Source organism: Gammaproteobacteria bacterium (ex Lamellibrachia satsuma) (assembly GCA_019623805.1).
Taxonomy (GTDB): domain Bacteria; phylum Pseudomonadota; class Gammaproteobacteria; order Chromatiales; family Chromatiaceae; genus QGON01.
Map to the genome: position 1 here is coordinate 658,941 of CP053680.1, position 18,766 is coordinate 677,706.

Annotated in this window: 20 protein-coding genes, 1 tRNA gene and 1 pseudogene; 7 read left to right on the forward strand and 15 right to left on the reverse strand. The window is 49.4% G+C overall.

Annotated elements, in window-relative coordinates:
* Nucleotides 1-183: 183 nt before the first annotated feature.
* Both HPY30_02910 and HPY30_02915 read right to left on the reverse strand, forming a co-directional pair.
* Nucleotides 184-1,527, reverse strand: a complete 1,344-nt coding sequence (locus HPY30_02910) for a hypothetical protein (protein ID QYZ65033.1) — start codon at nt 1,525-1,527, stop codon at nt 184-186.
* A 129-nt stretch (nt 1,528-1,656) separates the two neighbouring features.
* Nucleotides 1,657-2,904, reverse strand: coding sequence for an IS701 family transposase (locus HPY30_02915; protein ID QYZ65034.1), 1,248 nt, complete (start codon nt 2,902-2,904; stop codon nt 1,657-1,659).
* A 332-nt stretch (nt 2,905-3,236) separates the two neighbouring features.
* Here HPY30_02915 and HPY30_02920 point away from each other — a divergent pair, with 332 nt between their 5' ends.
* Both HPY30_02920 and HPY30_02925 read left to right on the forward strand, forming a co-directional pair.
* Nucleotides 3,237-3,992 carry a Mut7-C ubiquitin/RNAse domain-containing protein gene (locus HPY30_02920; protein ID QYZ65035.1) on the forward strand — a complete coding sequence of 252 codons (756 nt, stop codon included), beginning with the start codon at nt 3,237-3,239 and terminating at the stop codon, nt 3,990-3,992.
* A 140-nt stretch (nt 3,993-4,132) separates the two neighbouring features.
* Entirely contained in the window at nt 4,133-4,600 is a 468-nt protein-coding gene (locus HPY30_02925; GenBank protein QYZ65036.1) for a rhodanese-like domain-containing protein, read from the forward strand.
* A 75-nt stretch (nt 4,601-4,675) separates the two neighbouring features.
* Here HPY30_02925 and HPY30_02930 read toward each other — a convergent pair whose 3' ends face one another.
* Nucleotides 4,676-5,248 (reverse strand): hypothetical protein, encoded by a 573-nt coding sequence (locus HPY30_02930; GenBank protein QYZ65037.1) that lies wholly within the window; start codon nt 5,246-5,248, stop codon nt 4,676-4,678.
* 450 nt (nt 5,249-5,698) lie between these two features.
* Nucleotides 5,699-5,851, reverse strand: a pseudogene (locus HPY30_02935) (HTH domain-containing protein).
* Nucleotides 5,852-6,022: 171 nt separating this feature from the next.
* On the opposite strand from HPY30_02935, the gene HPY30_02940 reads away from it, so the two are divergent.
* Nucleotides 6,023-7,411 carry an IS4 family transposase gene (locus HPY30_02940; protein ID QYZ65038.1) on the forward strand — a complete coding sequence of 463 codons (1,389 nt, stop codon included), beginning with the start codon at nt 6,023-6,025 and terminating at the stop codon, nt 7,409-7,411.
* A 725-nt stretch (nt 7,412-8,136) separates the two neighbouring features.
* Here HPY30_02940 and HPY30_02945 read toward each other — a convergent pair.
* The 7 genes from HPY30_02945 to HPY30_02975 form a co-directional block, all read right to left on the reverse strand.
* Entirely contained in the window at nt 8,137-8,268 is a 132-nt protein-coding gene (locus HPY30_02945) for a PEP-CTERM sorting domain-containing protein (protein ID QYZ65039.1), read from the reverse strand.
* A 1-nt stretch (nt 8,269) separates the two neighbouring features.
* The gene (locus tag HPY30_02950; GenBank protein ID QYZ65040.1) at nt 8,270-8,992 is read right to left on the reverse strand and encodes a PEP-CTERM sorting domain-containing protein; all 723 of its coding nucleotides are present in this window, start codon (nt 8,990-8,992) and stop codon (nt 8,270-8,272) included.
* A 103-nt stretch (nt 8,993-9,095) separates the two neighbouring features.
* Nucleotides 9,096-9,200, reverse strand: a complete 105-nt coding sequence (locus tag HPY30_02955) for a PEP-CTERM sorting domain-containing protein (protein ID QYZ65041.1) — start codon at nt 9,198-9,200, stop codon at nt 9,096-9,098.
* A 105-nt stretch (nt 9,201-9,305) separates the two neighbouring features.
* A complete protein-coding gene (locus HPY30_02960) occupies nt 9,306-10,430 on the reverse strand; it encodes a PEP-CTERM sorting domain-containing protein (GenBank protein QYZ65042.1) in 1,125 nt (374 codons plus the stop codon).
* A 45-nt stretch (nt 10,431-10,475) separates the two neighbouring features.
* Nucleotides 10,476-11,864: an IS4 family transposase gene (locus tag HPY30_02965; protein ID QYZ65043.1), complete on the reverse strand. Its 1,389-nt coding sequence runs from the start codon at nt 11,862-11,864 to the stop codon at nt 10,476-10,478.
* Between the two features lie 120 nt (nt 11,865-11,984).
* Nucleotides 11,985-13,232, reverse strand: a complete 1,248-nt coding sequence (locus HPY30_02970) for an IS701 family transposase (GenBank protein ID QYZ65044.1) — start codon at nt 13,230-13,232, stop codon at nt 11,985-11,987.
* A 237-nt stretch (nt 13,233-13,469) separates the two neighbouring features.
* Complete coding sequence (locus tag HPY30_02975) at nt 13,470-13,772, reverse strand: hypothetical protein (GenBank protein ID QYZ65045.1); 303 nt, start codon at nt 13,770-13,772, stop codon at nt 13,470-13,472.
* 21 nt (nt 13,773-13,793) lie between these two features.
* Between HPY30_02975 and HPY30_02980 the strand changes: the two genes are divergently transcribed.
* A protein-coding gene (locus HPY30_02980; protein QYZ65046.1) for an IS3 family transposase occupies nt 13,794-14,959 on the forward strand; the annotation gives its coding sequence in 2 pieces (ribosomal slippage) (nt 13,794-14,055 and nt 14,055-14,959; 1,167 coding nt in all).
* Nucleotides 14,960-14,986: 27 nt separating this feature from the next.
* Here the strand turns inward: HPY30_02980 and HPY30_02985 are convergent.
* Nucleotides 14,987-15,412, reverse strand: coding sequence for a tetratricopeptide repeat protein (locus HPY30_02985; GenBank protein ID QYZ65047.1), 426 nt, complete (start codon nt 15,410-15,412; stop codon nt 14,987-14,989).
* A 112-nt stretch (nt 15,413-15,524) separates the two neighbouring features.
* Between HPY30_02985 and HPY30_02990 the strand changes: the two genes are divergently transcribed.
* The gene (locus HPY30_02990; protein QYZ65048.1) at nt 15,525-16,271 is read left to right on the forward strand and encodes a hypothetical protein; all 747 of its coding nucleotides are present in this window, start codon (nt 15,525-15,527) and stop codon (nt 16,269-16,271) included.
* Complete coding sequence (locus HPY30_02995; GenBank protein QYZ65049.1) at nt 16,247-16,639, forward strand: hypothetical protein; 393 nt, start codon at nt 16,247-16,249, stop codon at nt 16,637-16,639. Before HPY30_02990 ends, HPY30_02995 begins: the two co-directional genes overlap by 25 nt.
* 77 nt (nt 16,640-16,716) lie before the next feature.
* On the opposite strand, the gene HPY30_03000 is transcribed toward HPY30_02995, so the two are convergent.
* From HPY30_03000 to HPY30_03010, 3 genes are all read right to left on the reverse strand, one after another.
* Nucleotides 16,717-16,914 carry a hypothetical protein gene (locus HPY30_03000; protein ID QYZ65050.1) on the reverse strand — a complete coding sequence of 66 codons (198 nt, stop codon included), beginning with the start codon at nt 16,912-16,914 and terminating at the stop codon, nt 16,717-16,719.
* Nucleotides 16,915-17,174: 260 nt separating this feature from the next.
* Nucleotides 17,175-17,264: transfer RNA gene (locus tag HPY30_03005), tRNA-Ser, on the reverse strand.
* A gap of 65 nt (nt 17,265-17,329) precedes the next feature.
* Nucleotides 17,330-17,800, reverse strand: coding sequence for a YbaK/EbsC family protein (locus HPY30_03010; protein ID QYZ65051.1), 471 nt, complete (start codon nt 17,798-17,800; stop codon nt 17,330-17,332).
* Between the two features lie 84 nt (nt 17,801-17,884).
* Here HPY30_03010 and HPY30_03015 point away from each other — a divergent pair, with 84 nt between their 5' ends.
* Nucleotides 17,885-18,724 (forward strand): class I SAM-dependent methyltransferase, encoded by an 840-nt coding sequence (locus HPY30_03015; GenBank protein QYZ65052.1) that lies wholly within the window; start codon nt 17,885-17,887, stop codon nt 18,722-18,724.
* Nucleotides 18,725-18,766 lie beyond the last annotated feature (42 nt).

Consider the following 18,766-nt stretch of genomic DNA (forward strand, 5'->3'; position numbering starts at 1 on the left):
GGAAACGATACCAGAACAGCGATATCCAGACGATTATGTGGCTATCGCAGTCTACGGTTTATGGGGGATTGATCACGGTTTCCTCTCAGATCCAGACGCAAATTGCTGCTGCGCTGGTGTGGCCGGGAAAAACCGTGCCTGGCTACAGGGATGAGCAATCAGTGCCAGAACCCAAAGAGAGGATCAGTCGGCAATCTTAATGATTCTACTTGTCCTTGCCATCAGTACGCTGTCAGCTGGAGCGATTCCGAGGCGTGTCACGAATCCGGGGGGATATCGGAGATATCGAAGCGCCACTTCGGCCTCCAGGCTACCCGATGCGTCAGCTGGCAGGGTGAAGCGAAACATTTCGCGGCGTACTTCGCCGGCCTTCAGCCGATTATCGAAGACCTTGTCCACAGCCTCCCAGTTATTGAGTGTCTGCTGACCCTCCGTGTCCACGACAATCGCCCGGTAGAGCCGGCTGCCATCCGCGATCTCCGTGCCAAGCAACGCGGCATCGGTGGGGTTCAGCCCGGCAACATCCCAGCGGGTACGCGTATTAGGTTTTGCCTTAAGCTGCCACTCCTGCCCAGAACTCTGATTCCTGAGCCTGACATCCAACCACGCCAGGCGCAATTCGATGGCTCCGGTAGGCATGCTGTGGCCCGCCTCGCTGTTGTCCAGTTCGACGCCGACAAATATTGTTTGGCTTGGCTTGGCTTTGCCCGGGAAGCTTTGAACCCGTAATTTGACGGCCCCTTCGAGTTGACTTTTCACATTCGCGCCGGGAAACTGGTGGCTAAACACCTGTTCCCGCGTTGGTGGTGAGAGGAGGGTACCGGCGGCGACGGTTCCCGTCTCAAAGACCGGGCTCCCAGCAATCAAGCGTCCAGCGGCACTCATATGACAATCCTGGCACTCGATGCCATTCCTCGACCAGTAGCTAGTCTTCCATTCACTGTAAGTGGTGTGTATTTGCACGCCTTGCCCATTTGTCGCTTCGTGGCAGACGGCACAGGCCTCGCTCTTGCGTTGAAACGGTGAGTATTCACGGTGCCAATCTGACGCGAACTTCAGGGGACCATACTTTATCGGGCCGGGCGATGGGATGTAATTGGCATTACCCGGTGCCAAACCCCTGTGGCCAATAGTGGTATGACAAAAGTCACAGGTCACTCCGGGCGGACTCTCACCCAGACTGTCGCGGGCAGGCAAACGCTGGTCCTGAGTCAAAAAGGTGGTGGGCGAATGGCAGGCCAGGCATGAGCCTGCTTTGTGTGCGGTATCTGGGTCTCCTGATACTTGGGGAAGCAGCACGTTGTAGACTTGATTCTGGAAAACCGGATTCGCGAAGGCTCTGGCGTGCATCGATTGCTCGAATTGGTTGTACAAATGTGCATGGCAGTTCGAACAGACCTTTGAGGACTCATAGGCTCCTGTTTTAGCCAGGTTAACCGCACCAGCTTGACCGGCTTTCGCCACCGGGGCAAGAAACACTGCGGCCATGAAGGTGATGAACGTGGCACGAAGCAGATTAGACGCCATCTCGCGGATTGACCAAGCGCTGTTGCTGTAAAATCGATATCTGGCCACCATTACCTCTACTAGATTTTCCCATCGAATCTTTTCATTGTAGTAGTTTGCTAGGAATTAATTCTACTTTGTCAGATTCCATCACCCGGCAACCGACTGTTCCAGCGTCTGTTTTCGATATTGGGAGTCGATAGCCGCTTGTCGTTTACGATGCCGTTTCGTCATTTGCCGTAGTATTTCATCGCGTTCAATATCTCGCCGTGGCAGGAAGGCACGCAATAGCGATTCGATGTCTGAACAACTGAGTAAGGGGTGATCATCTTTTTGCACAATTCGCTCTTCGAGCATGAATAACATCGCCATCATGACCAAGGCCATATGGTGATGCCAGGATTTCCATTTACGGGCCTGATAATCAGCAAGACCTGATTCACTCTTACCATCCTGGAACGAACGCTCAACCCAGAACCGCTGCGCCTGCATCTTTGCAAGACAATGGGATGGCGTTTCTTCCGGTGCATTCGACAAGGTGTATTTAATCGTCTCCGGTGAATTGACCTCTCGTCGTACAATCAGGTGCCATTGATGTGCCTGGGCTTCTTTTCCATCCCAAAGCCAAACCCGATGATGCAGGATCTCGACGCGCAGTTTGCCCTTGCTGCTATCCCGTAATACCACTTGCTGCCACTCGCTGTCCCGTTGCTCATTGAGCCACTGGTCAACGCGCAGACGGGCTGCCTGGGCTTGCAGACGACTTCGACGACGACCGCGCGTTGTCGTGCTCTCCGGTATGAACGGCTGTGGATCTTCCAGGTAGACCTGTTGGTCTTTGTGGATGTCCACCACAAAGGTTTCACCCATCGCCTCCAAACCCCTCAGAAAAGCCGGATCCTTCCCGTATCCCCCATCTGCACCCACCCAGGCAAAACGCAGGCCAAGCGTCCTCTGATGACGCACCATCTCCAGCGCCAACTCTGACTTGCTTTGATGTTTCCGTTCAACTTCCGGGATACCCGCCTTGCGACAGCGAGCCGGGTTCGATACCCACTCTTTGGGTAGATAGAGACGTTCATCTATCAGCGTGGACAAGTGCCCTTTACCCAGTGCTGCGAATACACCAACCTGGCAGTTATCCACCTTGCCCTGGCGGCCATTCCATTGGCGTTTAACCCCCACTGAATGTTTACCCTTCTTGGCAAGGCCACTCTCATCGAGCAACAGACAGGTATCCGCGGTTCCACCCAGCCATTGATCGGCTTCCAGCGCCACTTGGTCTAACACCGCACGATGATCCCACGGGGACTCGGTGAGCATATGCTGGAGACGCTGATCATCTGCGCCTGCAACCACCTCTTCCATGCGTTCCATGTTCTTTCTCTGCGCTTGCATCAGGCCTTTGAGATAGTGTGTGACCGGTTGAAACACCGACCTCGTCTTGCTTCGAAAATGGGATTCAAAGCGGTACTGGAAACGTTGGAATCGCTCCGCTATGCGATCGATTCTACTTATGCGCGTATCAGGTAATTCAAATGACCTTGGTGCTTGTCATTTGATGCTCTTCCTTACGATGATTGCCAAGAAATTCACAGCATATATTTTATATTATTCAGTGAGTTACTTATAGATCTAATCTGACAAAGTAGAATTAAGGGAACGGATTTATTTACTGCCTTGTCGAATGAACAATAAATCTGCCCCCTTTTCTGGGCTATTGTGGTGGTATGGCCAACAATTGCGCAACGTTTCGCTTTTACGAAGAACTCAACGACTTTCTCCCCCAGGCGCAACGCAAGAGAGAGATCGTTTACCCATTTCACGATCATCCGGGGATCAAAGATTCCATTGAGGCATTGGGCGTTCCTCACAGTGAAGTGGATCTGATTATCGTCAACGGGCTATCGGAAGGGTTTGATTACCCACTACAGGATGGTGATCGCGTAGCCATCTATCCGATGTTTGAGTCCCTTGATATCACCCCTCTGTTGCGACTGCGTCCGCAACCGTTGAGGGTGGTTCGCTTTGTTGTAGATGTTAATCTGGGCAAATTGGCTCGAATGCTTCGCTGGTTGGGATTTGATACTCTCTATCGAAATGACTACCAAGATCGGGAGATAGTCGATATATCAGTCAACCAGCAGCGTATCATCCTCACACGTGATCGGCGATTGCTCCGTGCCAAAGCAGTGACACACGGCTACTGGGTGCGCGAGGTAGATTCGGAGCGTCAGATTAAGGAGATACTCGCGCGCTTCGATCTGCGTCGGCAAATCATACCCTATGCCCGTTGCCAGGAGTGCAATGGCTTGGTCGGCGCTGTCGACAAGGCTGTGGTGCTTTCTCAGCTTGAGCCCAAGACCATCCGCTATTACAACAAATTTTACCAATGTGCAGATTGTGGAAAGGTATATTGGAAAGGGTCACACTATTCGCATATGCAGGCTAAATTACAGCGCCTTCTGGAAGATGCGAAGTTATAAGGGGGCACCCATCTGCATCGAATGCACTTCAATGATGATGAAAAGGTATACTGTCCCCAAATAGTCTTAATCGGGTTATATGCCAAACGTGAGGCTATGAGCAATGGTAAAGACCCTCACAGGATATTCAGGTTAACGTGATGAAAAGATTTATCGATCTGTTGAACGAGTGCCTTCCTGAAGTGGAGGAGATATACCCTTGGGATCTGGAAGATCAGATGGAGGAAGGGCTTGATATGCTGGTTGTGGACGTACGTGAACTCTATGAGTTCGACGTGATGCATATCGAGGATTCCATTAATGTTCCCCGTGGAATACTTGAGTCTGCGGCCGAGTGGGATTACGAGGAGACAGAACCGGATCTGGTGCAGGCACGTGACCGTTACGTGGTTGTTGCCTGTCGTTCAGGCAATCGAAGTCTGTTGGCAGCTAGAACGCTTTCCCTTATGGGCTTTAAAAATGTTGTTAACCTGAAGACGGGGCTGCGCGGTTGGAATGACTACGAGTTGCCCCTGGTGGACCAGACCTATCTGCCGGTGACCCTCGAGGAGGGCGATGCCTACCTGGCCAACAAGGTGCTTCCTGAACAACGTCGACCGGAGGAGTAGCAGGGACAAAAGTAACCGATTTATTTAAACGTTCTCCAATGAAAAATAAATCTGTCCACTTTTCTGATGGGGCGTTTAATTACCCAGCGAAATCCACAAACCAACAGGCGTATACGAGGTAGTTCCGAGAGAAGCCCAGTTGTGCAGCTTTCCATCTCCAGGATCCATGTACAACCCGTTTTCTCCAAGCGCCAGCCAATGGAATCCACCCCCACCATTGTCCACACAGATTGCCTGACAGACACTTGTTGCTGTAGGCGAAAACACGCCTTCCTTCCCGCCAGCGCCTAACGTCTGGCAGGCCGACTGTTCATTCTTGAAAAGTGCACCGAAGAGAGGATGACTAAGAAGAGGGCATCCCTTCATGAAGCCGACGGTTGGTTTCAGCCCGAACTCCACTGCCACATAGCTCATGGCAGCAGGCAAGTTATTCCCGCCAGGTCCACAACCTGTTATTGCATAGATATTTCGGGCCACTGTAAGGCCGGAAGTCCCTTGATAAATGGCTGATTTTCTGTTGCCATATTTTAAAAAGGTGGTCTTTGAAGCTGGTAACAGATTGAAAGCATCCAGGATGGCAGTCAGTGCATAGGCACCGCACACCATCGACCCACCAGGTTGCGCGTGAAAACCCTTCAAATCAGGCATGGTAAAACCCTCCCTTCTCAAATCATACTGCCTGCCGCCAAATAGTTAAAGGTGAAAAAGGTGACAGATCCAGCATCAGCTACTCCCTTCCGAAAAAAATAAATCTGTCCCTTATTTCATGAGCTGAACAGTTACAGATAAATTGCATACAGAGAGCTATTTCGTTTTCAGCTTGATCCAATGATGGTTGATGAGATTCGTTTTAGCGACGACTGGAAACTATGCTTTGGGTAGTTCACAGTTCCAGGCACAAATTGCCGCAGCTTTGGGGAGACGGGTGAGTCCAGGTAAAGCAGGACGGCCAGGAAAAAAATGTGAGCCGGAATTGAAGGATTTGTTTAGTGGAGATTGAGGATAGGGGACAGAACCGTGGTCTGTCCCCTATTGTTTTATGGTGGTGTTTTGGTGGATCCGCTTCACTTGATCCCCCCTACATTGTTACGCAAACGCCTACCTCTTCGGCCTGGTTATTCCCAGCCGCTGCCTTTTCTCCCACAGTGCCTTGCGGCTGATACCAAGTTTTTTTGCCAGTTCTGTCTTGGTCATGCTGTCCTGATGTTGCAGGACGAACTGCCGAAAATAGTCTTCCAGCGAGAGATCTTCTATCAATGAGGGGACGAATTTATTTAAAGCTGCCTCCGATGAAAAATAAATCTGTCCCGAATGGCACTTACTTAAGAACTAACATATTGATATAACAATAAAAAAAGGCTGGTTCAGGTGATAAGATGCAAATCGCCAAACCCACACCAATCAATTCAGGAACCAGCCTTAATGCATCCTAGCCAACGCGTCCGTATACATCAACAAAAACGTATCAGTGCCCACGCTGCAAACAGCGACTCCTATGAGTTCTTCAACCTGCTGACCGCCCCGGAATTCCTGGATAAAGTGGAATCATTACTACCTGACCACCGGGAACGCCTGTTTCCCCCAACTGAGACGCTATCGATGTTTCTGGCACAGGCAATGAGTGCCGATCGCTCTTGTCAGAGCGTGGTAGATGATGCAGCAATCAAACGATTGATGGGGGGACTCTCAGCCTGTAGCACCCATACGGGTGCATACTGCAGGGCACGGAAACGGCTACCAATGGAAATGGTTTCTACATTGGCTCGTTACACTGGACGCATGATGACCGAGTCCACCCCGGAGACTTGGCACTGGCGAGGACGGCCTGTCAGGTTAGTGGATGGGGCAACCGTTGCATTGCCTGATACAACGGACAATCAGGAAGCCTATCCTCAGCCACGTAGTCAAAAACCTGGTTTGGGTTTTCCTCTTTGCCGCTTTGTCAGCATCATTTGCCTTGCCAGTGGTGCAGTACTTGATACAGCCATGGGACCTTGCCGGGGAAAGGGAAGCGATGAGCAGTCATTGCTTAGATCAATGCTGGATACCCTGGAAGCGGGTGACATCCTATTAGGGGATGCCTTTTTCGCAACCTATTTCCTGTTGTGTGCATTGCAGGAAAAAGGCATGGATGGTGTTTTCGAACAACATGGTGCACGGAGACGTAGTACGGATTTTCGCCGTGGTCAGCGACTGGGGCAGCGTGACCACTTGATAGAACTGCATAAGCCAAAGAAAAAGCCCGACTGGATGAGCCGGGAAGCGTACGACCAGGCACCAGACACACTGAACGTGCGGGAGCTGCATATCGGCGGAAAAACTTTAGTGACAACGCTGCTTTGTTCGAAGCAAACAAGCAAAACAGCCCTGAAAACACTCTATCATGATCGCTGGCAGATCGAGTTGGATCTGCGTAACATCAAGACCACCCTGGGTATGGAGATATTGAGTTGTCGCACTCCGGCTATGGCGGAAAAAGAGATCTGGATCTATCTGTTGGCCTATAACCTAATCAGACTTTTGATGGCTCAGGCAGCTCTGTTGGCCGACCTGATACCCCGCCAACTCAGCTTCAAGCACACCTTGCAGTTGTGGCTTTCCTGGAGGCGGGGCGATCCTGGAAATTACGATGATGAAAAACTTGGCCGCTTGTTCATCCTAATTGCACAACAGCAAGTCGGGAAGCGACCAGGACGCATTGAACCGAGGGCACTCAAGCGACGAGCGAAATCCTTTCCTCTACTTGTCAAACCCAGGCATGCAGCGAGGGAGGAAGTCAGGATAAATGGACATCCCAAGAAGCTTAAGTAAGTGCCATTTAAATCTGTCCCCTTTTTTGTCCTGAGCCCGTTTGCGACCCATGAAGCCCATACCGACAAGGCCTACGGACAGCAGGGTAAGTGCTGAAGGTTCAGTGATGCTGGCACCTCGAAACATGAAGTTCCCATGAACCGTAGTTCCAAAATCATAGTGAATCAATCCGGCCGTAAATGCATAATCGTAACTTGCAGGACTAAGGTAATCATAAACTCCCACTAATCGCTGGTACGTTGGATCCACGCGACTGCTCGTGATACCGAATGCACCAGGAGACGTGTTCGAGTTGAACGTCTGGCCTAACAGAGCTACTGTTGACGGCGCCCAAAGCGATGCTACTTCGCTGTAATCGGGGTCCGCAGTTGTAAAGGTGTGTGGCACTAATTCTGATAACAGTGTTCGGACTTCGCCAACAGAAGCCCATGTCCACCCATTGACATCAACTATGATACCTGCCCCGGTAGTTATACCTCCACTACATAGGAATGAAGTGTCGTCGCAGGCCGTATCCATGGTTTCTGCAGAAATATCAGTAGTTTCAGTAAGCATGCGCCACTCATTACCCGATGTATCTATGTAACCGGCATGTAGAGACGTGGCAGCAAGGCTTCCGAAGCCAATGATGAGGGTGATGTTTAACCTAAAGATTCGATTCATGTTTTAAATCCTCGTGCTCTAGAAATATGGGGGCAAATAGGGGGAGTGCTTTATTGAAAAATCTAACCCCTTGTTTTTCTTTTCTTAGCGAACTTTCTCAAGCCAAGCCCCAGAAATCCAAGTCCTATTAATGCAATCGAGCTAGGTTCCGGGACAGCGGATGGGCTGAATAAGAATAATGGGGGGCAGACCACGTTATTGAGTATTGTTCCTTGAGTAATTGGCTATAAAACCGTGGTCTGTCCCATATTGTTCTCCCGTGTCCTCTTTGTCACTTTTTCCTTTACGTCGGGCGAAACCCAGACTAGCAAAGCCAATTGCTAGCAAGGCGAGAGATGAGGGTTCTGGGACGGTTGATGGTCGGTACAGTGCGCTAGCCATCGTACTACCGTGTGAGTCCCGGGTAACAGACACCTGGGAGAGGTCTATGTAATCCTGTGTAGCGCTGTTTCCTCCCGGTACGTCGTAGATGAGGGTCGCCCACTGGTGATCTGGGCCGGGACTATCTAGCGTCATAACGCGGGACCAGCCGTCTCCCACTGGGCAGCCGTTAACGCGGCAGTGCAAATCTCCCCAAAATGGCGCGAGGAAATCGAACACGCCATTATTAGCAGCTGACCAACCGGTGTAAAAGCCATTTCCACCGGCTGAGTCAAAAAGGGTCGCCAAGAGAGAGCGGCTTGCGAAACTAAACCCCTCGAACATACCACCAGCCCCGAGTTGTGCCGACACTTGATTGTAAGTCATTCCGCTAGTAACGGTGAGGTCTAACCACTCGAGGCCGCTATCATCAACGGTGATAAGTTCGTCGCCTACGGAGTTCCAGTCGGCGCTTAACAGCGCGGCGTTGGTGGCAGTGGTAGCTAGGGTGACTAAGCCAAAGCAGAGGGTAAGGGCTGATTTTAAAATTCGGGTCATATCGTAAATTCTCATGGGAAAATAGTTGTAATTTCTTCACTGCCTGAAACCGGAGAATAAGGTACTGACCTCTTTTACCCCTTTGGCACTTTTTGCGGTATTCCTATTTCTTAGCGAACTTTCGCAAGCCAAGCCCCAGAAATCCAAGTCCCATTAATACAATCGAGCTAGGTTCGGGGACAGAGGATGGACTGAATAATGCGTACATTGAACGAATAAAGGGGGACAGACCACGTTATTGAGGAATAGGTTGTGAAACCGTGGTCTGTCCCCTATTGTTTGCTTTTGCTTTTGCTTTTGCTGCAGGCGTTTTCTATGCTTTCCACTTACATCGCGTCACGCCTAGCCCAGCAAGGCCGATACCTAATAAAACAAAGGTTGTTGGCTCAGGAAGATATAAGTGTTTCCAACGGGGACTCGAATAATTCCTAGGGTTCGGATAGGAGAAAGCCCATAGGGCTTCAACCCTAAACGACCACTCCGCCCAAGGTGATGTCGCGCTTTCAAACTCCGCAGTATACGCTTGCCCCCACCCAACAAACGGTTCGACTACCGTCGTGGATATTGGCTCATCCCAGAACTGGATCTCTCCTATTAGCTCCGTCGCTTCAAACCACTCATGCCACTCATTCTTTCTCCAGTAGCCTTTATGAAGCCTCAAACTTCCGATTGGAAACGGTGACCAATTGGTCACATCTAGTGTGTACCGGACAGGATTGTCAGGGTCACCGGTAAGGCTGTACGAGTACTCTAGATCCATATCAAAGGGGATTGGATTTGCCGTAATTTCCAACTCAACCCCTCCTGACGGAACTCTTATTTCATCTCCATTCGTGTCATATGTATAAGGTTCATAGCTGAGCAGTTCGAATGGCTCCCCTAGCGGTGGCTCGTAATACCAGCCGAATTCATTATGAAACGTCTCCCATATCTCATCAATGTCGCGATCTACGAGATCAAGATTTAAACTCCAATTATAACGATAATCTGCCAACGGCACAGGATCACCATCACCATCACCATCTTCATCCCAAAGCGCAACACCTATCCAATAACTACGCAATTTCGCCAAGTCATTGATGTTCCTTATATCGGAGAAATACATTCTCTCGGAAAAGGTCCAGTCATTTGGTACCTCGTCCCCCTCCACGCTGTTATCATCCAATACAAATGTACCAGCGGTGCCATTCCCATGCAGGAATAATTCTGGGTAAAGATCGCTTTCACCCCATAAAACCCCGCCTTGTTGCGGTAAGGCATCATATGAGTCACTACTCCACGCCCTGTCGATTGAAACAGTAACATCGGTGTAGTCAACGGCAATTGCGTTTGCATGTTGAGTTAAGAACAAACACTGACACGCCGACGCAAGGATAAGAGTTAGTAATGCGCTTCCATTGCAATAAAGACCGGATACTGTGTTCTTCAGCACATTCACTTTCATACCCTCCAGGGGGTAATAGGGGACAGACCAAAATGGCACTTACTTAAGCTTCTTGGGATGTCCATTTATCCTGACTTCCTCCCTCGCTGCATGCCTGGGTTTGACAAGTAGAGGAAAGGATTTCGCTCGTCGCTTGAGTGCCCTCGGTTCAATGCGTCCTGGTCGCTTCCCGACTTGCTGTTGTGCAATTAGGATGAACAAGCGGCCAAGTTTTTCATCATCGTAATTTCCAGGATCGCCCCGCCTCCAGGAAAGCCACAACTGCAAGGTGTGCTTGAAGCTGAGTTGGCGGGGTATCAGGTCGGCCAACAGAGCTGCCTGAGCCATCAAAAGTCTGATTAGGTTATAGGCCAACAGATAGATCCAGATCTCTTTTTCCGCCATAGCCGGAGTGCGACAACTCAATATCTCCATACCCAGGGTGGTCTTGATGTTACGCAGATCCAACTCGATCTGCCAGCGATCATGATAGAGTGTTTTCAGGGCTGTTTTGCTTGTTTGCTTCGAACAAAGCAGCGTTGTCACTAAAGTTTTTCCGCCGATATGCAGCTCCCGCACGTTCAGTGTGTCTGGTGCCTGGTCGTACGCTTCCCGGCTCATCCAGTCGGGCTTTTTCTTTGGCTTATGCAGTTCTATCAAGTGGTCACGCTGCCCCAGTCGCTGACCACGGCGAAAATCCGTACTACGTCTCCGTGCACCATGTTGTTCGAAAACACCATCCATGCCTTTTTCCTGCAATGCACACAACAGGAAATAGGTTGCGAAAAAGGCATCCCCTAATAGGATGTCACCCGCTTCCAGGGTATCCAGCATTGATCTAAGCAATGACTGCTCATCGCTTCCCTTTCCCCGGCAAGGTCCCATGGCTGTATCAAGTACTGCACCACTGGCAAGGCAAATGATGCTGACAAAGCGGCAAAGAGGAAAACCCAAACCAGGTTTTTGACTACGTGGCTGAGGATAGGCTTCCTGATTGTCCGTTGTATCAGGCAATGCAACGGTTGCCCCATCCACTAACCTGACAGGCCGTCCTCGCCAGTGCCAAGTCTCCGGGGTGGACTCGGTCATCATGCGTCCAGTGTAACGAGCCAATGTAGAAACCATTTCCATTGGTAGCCGTTTCCGTGCCCTGCAGTATGCACCCGTATGGGTGCTACAGGCTGAGAGTCCCCCCATCAATCGTTTGATTGCTGCATCATCTACCACGCTCTGACAAGAGCGATCGGCACTCATTGCCTGTGCCAGAAACATCGATAGCGTCTCAGTTGGGGGAAACAGGCGTTCCCGGTGGTCAGGTAGTAATGATTCCACTTTATCCAGGAATTCCGGGGCGGTCAGCAGGTTGAAGAACTCATAGGAGTCGCTGTTTGCAGCGTGGGCACTGATACGTTTTTGTTGATGTATACGGACGCGTTGGCTAGGATGCATTAAGGCTGGTTCCTGAATTGATTGGTGTGGGTTTGGCGATTTGCATCTTATCACCTGAACCAGCCTTTTTTTATTGTTATATCAATATGTTAGTTCTTAATTCTACTTTGTCAGATTCCATCACCCGGCAACCGACTGTTCCAGCGTCTGTTTTCGATATTGGGAGTCGATAGCCGCTTGTCGTTTACGATGCCGTTTCGTCATTTGCCGTAGTATTTCATCGCGTTCAATATCTCGCCGTGGCAGGAAGGCACGCAATAGCGATTCGATGTCTGAACAACTGAGTAAGGGGTGATCATCTTTTTGCACAATTCGCTCTTCGAGCATGAATAACATCGCCATCATGACCAAGGCCATATGGTGATGCCAGGATTTCCATTTACGGGCCTGATAATCAGCAAGACCTGATTCACTCTTACCATCCTGGAACGAACGCTCAACCCAGAACCGCTGCGCCTGCATCTTTGCAAGACAATGGGATGGCGTTTCTTCCGGTGCATTCGACAAGGTGTATTTAATCGTCTCCGGTGAATTGACCTCTCGTCGTACAATCAGGTGCCATTGATGTGCCTGGGCTTCTTTTCCATCCCAAAGCCAAACCCGATGATGCAGGATCTCGACGCGCAGTTTGCCCTTGCTGCTATCCCGTAATACCACTTGCTGCCACTCGCTGTCCCGTTGCTCATTGAGCCACTGGTCAACGCGCAGACGGGCTGCCTGGGCTTGCAGACGACTTCGACGACGACCGCGCGTTGTCGTGCTCTCCGGTATGAACGGCTGTGGATCTTCCAGGTAGACCTGTTGGTCTTTGTGGATGTCCACCACAAAGGTTTCACCCATCGCCTCCAAACCCCTCAGAAAAGCCGGATCCTTCCCGTATCCCCCATCTGCACCCACCCAGGCAAAACGCAGGCCAAGCGTCCTCTGATGACGCACCATCTCCAGCGCCAACTCTGACTTGCTTTGATGTTTCCGTTCAACTTCCGGGATACCCGCCTTGCGACAGCGAGCCGGGTTCGATACCCACTCTTTGGGTAGATAGAGACGTTCATCTATCAGCGTGGACAAGTGCCCTTTACCCAGTGCTGCGAATACACCAACCTGGCAGTTATCCACCTTGCCCTGGCGGCCATTCCATTGGCGTTTAACCCCCACTGAATGTTTACCCTTCTTGGCAAGGCCACTCTCATCGAGCAACAGACAGGTATCCGCGGTTCCACCCAGCCATTGATCGGCTTCCAGCGCCACTTGGTCTAACACCGCACGATGATCCCACGGGGACTCGGTGAGCATATGCTGGAGACGCTGATCATCTGCGCCTGCAACCACCTCTTCCATGCGTTCCATGTTCTTTCTCTGCGCTTGCATCAGGCCTTTGAGATAGTGTGTGACCGGTTGAAACACCGACCTCGTCTTGCTTCGAAAATGGGATTCAAAGCGGTACTGGAAACGTTGGAATCGCTCCGCTATGCGATCGATTCTACTTATGCGCGTATCAGGTAATTCAAATGACCTTGGTGCTTGTCATTTGATGCTCTTCCTTACGATGATTGCCAAGAAATTCACAGCATATATTTTATATTATTCAGTGAGTTACTTATAGATCTAATCTGACAAAGTAGAATTAAGCTGAGTGAGATAAATAGTAAACTCAAATGTGTTAATTTTGCTTAGTGCTTCAGAATCCCCGTCATGAAGTGCCAATAGAGCCTTTCCCTTGTCAAAACCTTGAGGATTAAAATAGGTATCACACCCTCTGGACTTATCATAAGGGTTATCACAAGCAGCAGCATTACCGCCAATATCACCACCAGCCAGTTCTTTAAACATTTCAGCTTTAGCATCAATTGCCGGAACAAAGCCCCCTGACGTGGTCCAATGGACAGGTACACCCCAGTTAAGCATCATTGACTTAACTGAGGTAGAAAAATGAAAGAACGAAAGAAATATTCGAAGGAATTCAAGCTAGACGCGGTCAGTCTGGTTCTTGAGCAGGAATATACTCGAAGGGAAGCAGCAAACAGTCTGGGCATCAATGCCCAAATGCTGGGGCGCTGGGTGAAAGAACATCAGGCAGAAGATGGGCAGGCATTTCGAGGCAATGGCAAGTTGAGTTCTGAACAGGAAGAAATCAGGAAGCTCAAGGCTCAGGTTAAACGCCTTGAGATGGAGAAAGAAATCTTAAAAAAAGCAACGGTATTCTTTGCAGCAGAAACGAAGTGAAATATTCGTTCATCACCCAGCATAAGAATGCCTATCCAATCAGCTTGCAATGTCAGGTTTTGGGTGTGAGTCGTAATGGTTACTACCAGTATCAAAGGGGCTTGGGTAACAGGCCAGACCGAATACATCAGGAGATGCTGGAGTGGGTTGAGGATATCGCCAAGAGTTCAGACTACACTTATGGCAGTCGCAGAATGAAAAAAGCCTTGAATGTCCTGGGCTATCCGGTGAGTCGGAATAAGGCAAGGAAGTTAATGCGTGAAGCCAATGTACAGGCGCGTCAGCGCAGGAAATATAAGGTTACGACAAACAGTAACCACCAGCAGTCGGTTTTTAACAACCTGCTCAAGCGAGAGTTTGCTGTGGCCCAGCCCGATCATGTCTATGCGGCGGACGTGACTTATGTATGGACCCAGGAAGGCTGGTTATACCTGGCGGTAGTGATAGACCTGTATTCACGTAAAGTGGTCGGCTGGAGCATGAGTTCCCGGATGAAGGCAAAGCTGGTCTGTGATGCATTGCAAATGGCGATCTGGCGACGTCGACCGAAGGGCGGATTGATTCACCACTCAGATCGTGGTTCTCAATATGCCAGCAAGGCTTTTCGGCGGTTACTCAAAGCCCATGATATCAATGGCAGTATGAGCAGGAAGGGTGACTGCTGGGATAATGCTGTAGTGGAAAGCTTCTTTGGCAGCCTCAAGCAGGAACGGGTGCATTGGAGAAGCTACCAGACACGTTACGAAGCCCAGCAGGACATATTGGAATATATTTCCATGTTTTATAATAGTACGCGGCTGCATTCATACCTGGATTATATGAGTCCGAATGATTTTGAGCAGCAAATGATGGCGCAGAAAAAAGCGGCTTAACTGGGTGTAACAAAATCCTTGACCACGTCACCCTGCAATAGCCAAGTCATAGTATGTCTCAGCAGTATCAACATCCTCTTCACCCAACAATCCAAAGCGATATATTTCCGCTAAATAGGCATAAGCTGGCGCATAATTATCTTCCGCTGCACCTGTTAAAGCGGCAATAGCTCCATCAATCTCTCCTTTCTTCAGTAATGCACGACCAAGCTGGAATTCAAAGCGAGCGGTTTCTGGATACTCCTTGAGAGCCTTATTGCAAAACAGAATAGCGGGACCAGGAGCCAGATCATCCTCGGAAACACCTGCTGCCCACTTACCAGAATCATCTGGGTGAGCTGCAAATTCGTCACACTTATGAATTATCTCAGCGGATTTAGCTTCAGCGCAGGGAGAGCCACAGATGAGAGTCATAGCTAGAAGACAAGATACAACCGTAACGTCATGCTTCATAGCAGACTCCATGTTGCTTGGATTGAGAAGATGGCGTATAACCACTAGCCATTTTCATTATCCATAACATACAAAATAAAGGCAGGAAAATCTATAAAAAATAGGTACGTATATGATTAAGAGCGCCCCACTAAGATCGTTACTCAGCCTCTTTCTTATCCTCTTATTGGGACTAAGCCTGGCTGGCAGTATCACGATCATAACCAGCGAAGAAGTCGCTGCGGACAGTTACAAAAAACCTAATCCACCGCCAAAAAAGGTCAACAAGGCCAAAAACACTACCACAAAAACCAAGAGCCTTAGTGGTATCGGCAAGAAGGCTACTCCTATAAAAACAAAGGCAGCAAACAAAAAGGCCAACCGAAAGCAAATTACTCTTTTAAAGAAAAATACCTCGAAAAGATCAATTTCGGACAAGTCAAAATTAGCTCTTGAAAGTTTACGAATTTCGAAAGCAAAAGATAAAGCCTCACATAACAGCTTAAGATTCGGTAGACAGGACATGATTTACGGCTTAACAAATCATGGAGGTCTAACGAAACTAATTAATAAACATGGTGGCAGAAGACTAGATGACATATACGGACACCCTTCTCAGAATCAAAGCTGGGGAGCGCACTCAAAAAACAGTATGGATCAGCATATAAAATCTGGCGGAAAAATAAGATTTCACTTGGACGGCATAAAGAATAATGATATGAAAAACCTACTTAAAAACAAAGGGGAATGGGCCAATGCAACAACATCCATCGAACTACGCTATTTAAGAGACAACTGGCCTCGATTTAAGAACAACGTACATTTTTATAAGAATGGGGAACATAAGGAGCCACCATGGAAGACTTTGAACTCTCAATAGGTAAACATAAAATCATTGCGAGAAGTATGGTTAACAAGCATTTTGATGACTGGATTAAACTTTCTATATCTGATGGAGAGCATGAATTTGAAATAGGCGAGGATAGAAAACATACATTCATAAGTAAATTCATCACCGGATTAAATGGTAAATATGATGAAATTAAGGGACACATTCAAGGTTATCCATGCACTGGAGTCCTTACTGTAGATGAAACACGTACAACGATTTACATGGCACACAAAGAAAGCGCCACCCTACTTCTTTTTCAATCAGCGAAAGGTGAAGCTATACAAATAATTGAAGCTACAAAATCAGAATTTGACAGCCTTATAGATCAACTTAATTTACTTCTATTGCCCCATTAATTGCACCGAAATATGAAATACCTACGTCGCATAGGAGCGACCACCATATCGTCTCATGTGCGATATTCAATCATATTTTAGAAAGGGATTAATTCTGCCAGGACTTCGGCATCCAGAAGATTATTGCTGCAAAGCGGCAGGATCTGGTGGAGGTGGTAGAGGATCGACACACAGGAAAAAGATGGACCGGAGACATGGCTCTCAGGAAACGGCAATGGAAAACACTCTGCAAACATGCCGGGGTTCGATACCGCCCACCAGGTCAGATGCAACACACATTTGCATCCATGGCGCTAGTGGCCGGGGAATCACCACAATGGGTAGCACAGCAGATGGGGCATCGAGACTGGACCTTTACGGCGCGTCAAATATTACCGGTGGGTATCAGGCGATGCGGGAGACGCGGGGAAAAAGGTAGTGGATAAGTGGGGCAATAATCCTGCCCGTTTCCTGTCATCAGCAACCCCAAACAACCCAACACTTGCCAACCTGGCAAATTTATCTTCTTGTAACTGATTGAATTATAAGGGATATTTGGCGGAGAGGGAGGGATTCGAACCCTCGGTACGGGTTAACGTACACACACTTTCCAGGCGTGCTCCTTCAGCCACTCGGACACCTCTCCCGATTTGGGAGGCGCAAGATTAAACCAGATCGGCATCAGACGCAAATCAAAAAAACCCGGATCTCTTACAAGTGATTGCTAAGCCTGGCGGGCTGTGCATCATCCATCAGGGAACGGAACTGGGAACCGCTGACATGGATGACCTTTGTATGGTCACCCGTCTCAAAAAAGACATCTGTCTGATCAACCAGGCACTTCTCCACCAAAGTCTCGATACCGTAGGGTTTGCCTACAGGTGGTACGGCCCCCGGCTCACAGTCGGCAAAAGCCTCGGTCAACTCCTGCTCGTCGATGAGCTCCAGATCCCGGCCAGTCATATTACTCAATTCCCTAAGCTCCAACCTGTGAGAAGCAGGGATGACCACCATCAGATAACTTTCATCATCGCCCAGCAGTACCGACTTTGCCATCTTGTCACCCGGAATGTGTGCTGCTTCGGACGTCCACAAAGTCGAATGAGTCCGCTGATGATCAATAACCTCGTAATCGGTATCGTGACTCTCCAGAAACTCTCTCAATGTAATCGCTATGCCCACTCTCTTTCTCCTCTCACACATCACCTTTACTTTGAAGTATAGTTCGCTATCTGATTTTTCTTCTGATCAAGTGTAGATCTCAGTATGGTCAAAAAACCGAACAAAAAAAGTAAAAAAAGGTCGACGATGGCTGAGCAGGCTGATCGTCACCATCTCTACGAGCTTTCCGTCCAGTGTGCTGAGTCCGAGATCGATTTTGTCGATGACGCATATAAGAAACTCCGCGGACGCCGGGCAAAACTGCTGCGCGAGGACTTCTGCGGTACCGCAAACGTCTGTAGTGAATGGGTGCGCCGCCGCAAAACCAACCGCGCCGTCGGCGTCGATCTGGACAAAGAGGTGCTGGACTGGGGTAAAACGCACCAGATTGGCCAGCTCAAAGCCTCCAAAGCCAAACGGATCGAGCTGATTCTGGATAATGTGTTAACCGTGCAAACAGAAGCGCCAGACATCATCTCGGCGATGAACTTCAGCTATTGGCTTTTCAAGGAGCGCGACCAACTGAAGGGTTACTTTAAGCAGGTACACAAGCAACTGGCTGAGGGAGGCATCCTCTTCATGGACGCCTATGGAGGTTACGATTCTTTCCGCGACATCGTTGAAGAGCGGGAGATCGAGGACGGGGACAGCAGCTTCACCTATATCTGGGAGCAGGAAAAATACGATCCCATCAGCGGCACCCTGATCTGCCACATCCATTTCGATTTTCCGGATGATTCGCGTCTGGAAAAGGCCTTCAGCTACAACTGGCGCCTCTGGACGCTGCCGGAGATCCGGGAACTGCTCGATGACGCAGGTTTCAGCAAAGTGACCTTCTATTGGCAGGGCTTCGATGAAGAGGGTGAAGCGGATGGCATTTTCGAACCTGCTGAAGAGGGCGAAGCCGACGCTGGCTGGATCGCCTACATTACGGCCGAAAAATAGTGCCGCTTCCCGCCTTCCCCGGCCCCACAGCCGGTAGCAGCT

Bases quoted from the DNA above. Each gene is read 5' to 3' on its own strand.
- HPY30_02910 (QYZ65033.1), bottom strand. From the start codon at position 1,527: ATGGCGTCTAATCTGCTTCGTGCCACGTTCATCACCTTCATGGCCGCA.
- HPY30_02915 (QYZ65034.1), bottom strand. From the start codon at position 2,904: ATGCAAGCGCAGAGAAAGAACATGGAACGCATGGAAGAGGTGGTTGCA.
- HPY30_02920 (QYZ65035.1), top strand. From the start codon at position 3,237: ATGGCCAACAATTGCGCAACGTTTCGCTTTTACGAAGAACTCAACGAC.
- HPY30_02925 (QYZ65036.1), top strand. From the start codon at position 4,133: ATGAAAAGATTTATCGATCTGTTGAACGAGTGCCTTCCTGAAGTGGAG.
- HPY30_02930 (QYZ65037.1), bottom strand. From the start codon at position 5,248: ATGCCTGATTTGAAGGGTTTTCACGCGCAACCTGGTGGGTCGATGGTG.
- HPY30_02940 (QYZ65038.1), top strand. From the start codon at position 6,023: ATGCATCCTAGCCAACGCGTCCGTATACATCAACAAAAACGTATCAGT.
- HPY30_02950 (QYZ65040.1), bottom strand. From the start codon at position 8,992: ATGACCCGAATTTTAAAATCAGCCCTTACCCTCTGCTTTGGCTTAGTC.
- HPY30_02955 (QYZ65041.1), bottom strand. From the start codon at position 9,200: ATGTACGCATTATTCAGTCCATCCTCTGTCCCCGAACCTAGCTCGATT.
- HPY30_02965 (QYZ65043.1), bottom strand. From the start codon at position 11,864: ATGCATCCTAGCCAACGCGTCCGTATACATCAACAAAAACGTATCAGT.
- HPY30_02970 (QYZ65044.1), bottom strand. From the start codon at position 13,232: ATGCAAGCGCAGAGAAAGAACATGGAACGCATGGAAGAGGTGGTTGCA.
- HPY30_02975 (QYZ65045.1), bottom strand. From the start codon at position 13,772: ATGATGCTTAACTGGGGTGTACCTGTCCATTGGACCACGTCAGGGGGC.
- HPY30_02985 (QYZ65047.1), bottom strand. From the start codon at position 15,412: ATGAAGCATGACGTTACGGTTGTATCTTGTCTTCTAGCTATGACTCTC.
- HPY30_02990 (QYZ65048.1), top strand. From the start codon at position 15,525: ATGATTAAGAGCGCCCCACTAAGATCGTTACTCAGCCTCTTTCTTATC.
- HPY30_02995 (QYZ65049.1), top strand. From the start codon at position 16,247: ATGGAAGACTTTGAACTCTCAATAGGTAAACATAAAATCATTGCGAGA.
- HPY30_03015 (QYZ65052.1), top strand. From the start codon at position 17,885: ATGGTCAAAAAACCGAACAAAAAAAGTAAAAAAAGGTCGACGATGGCT.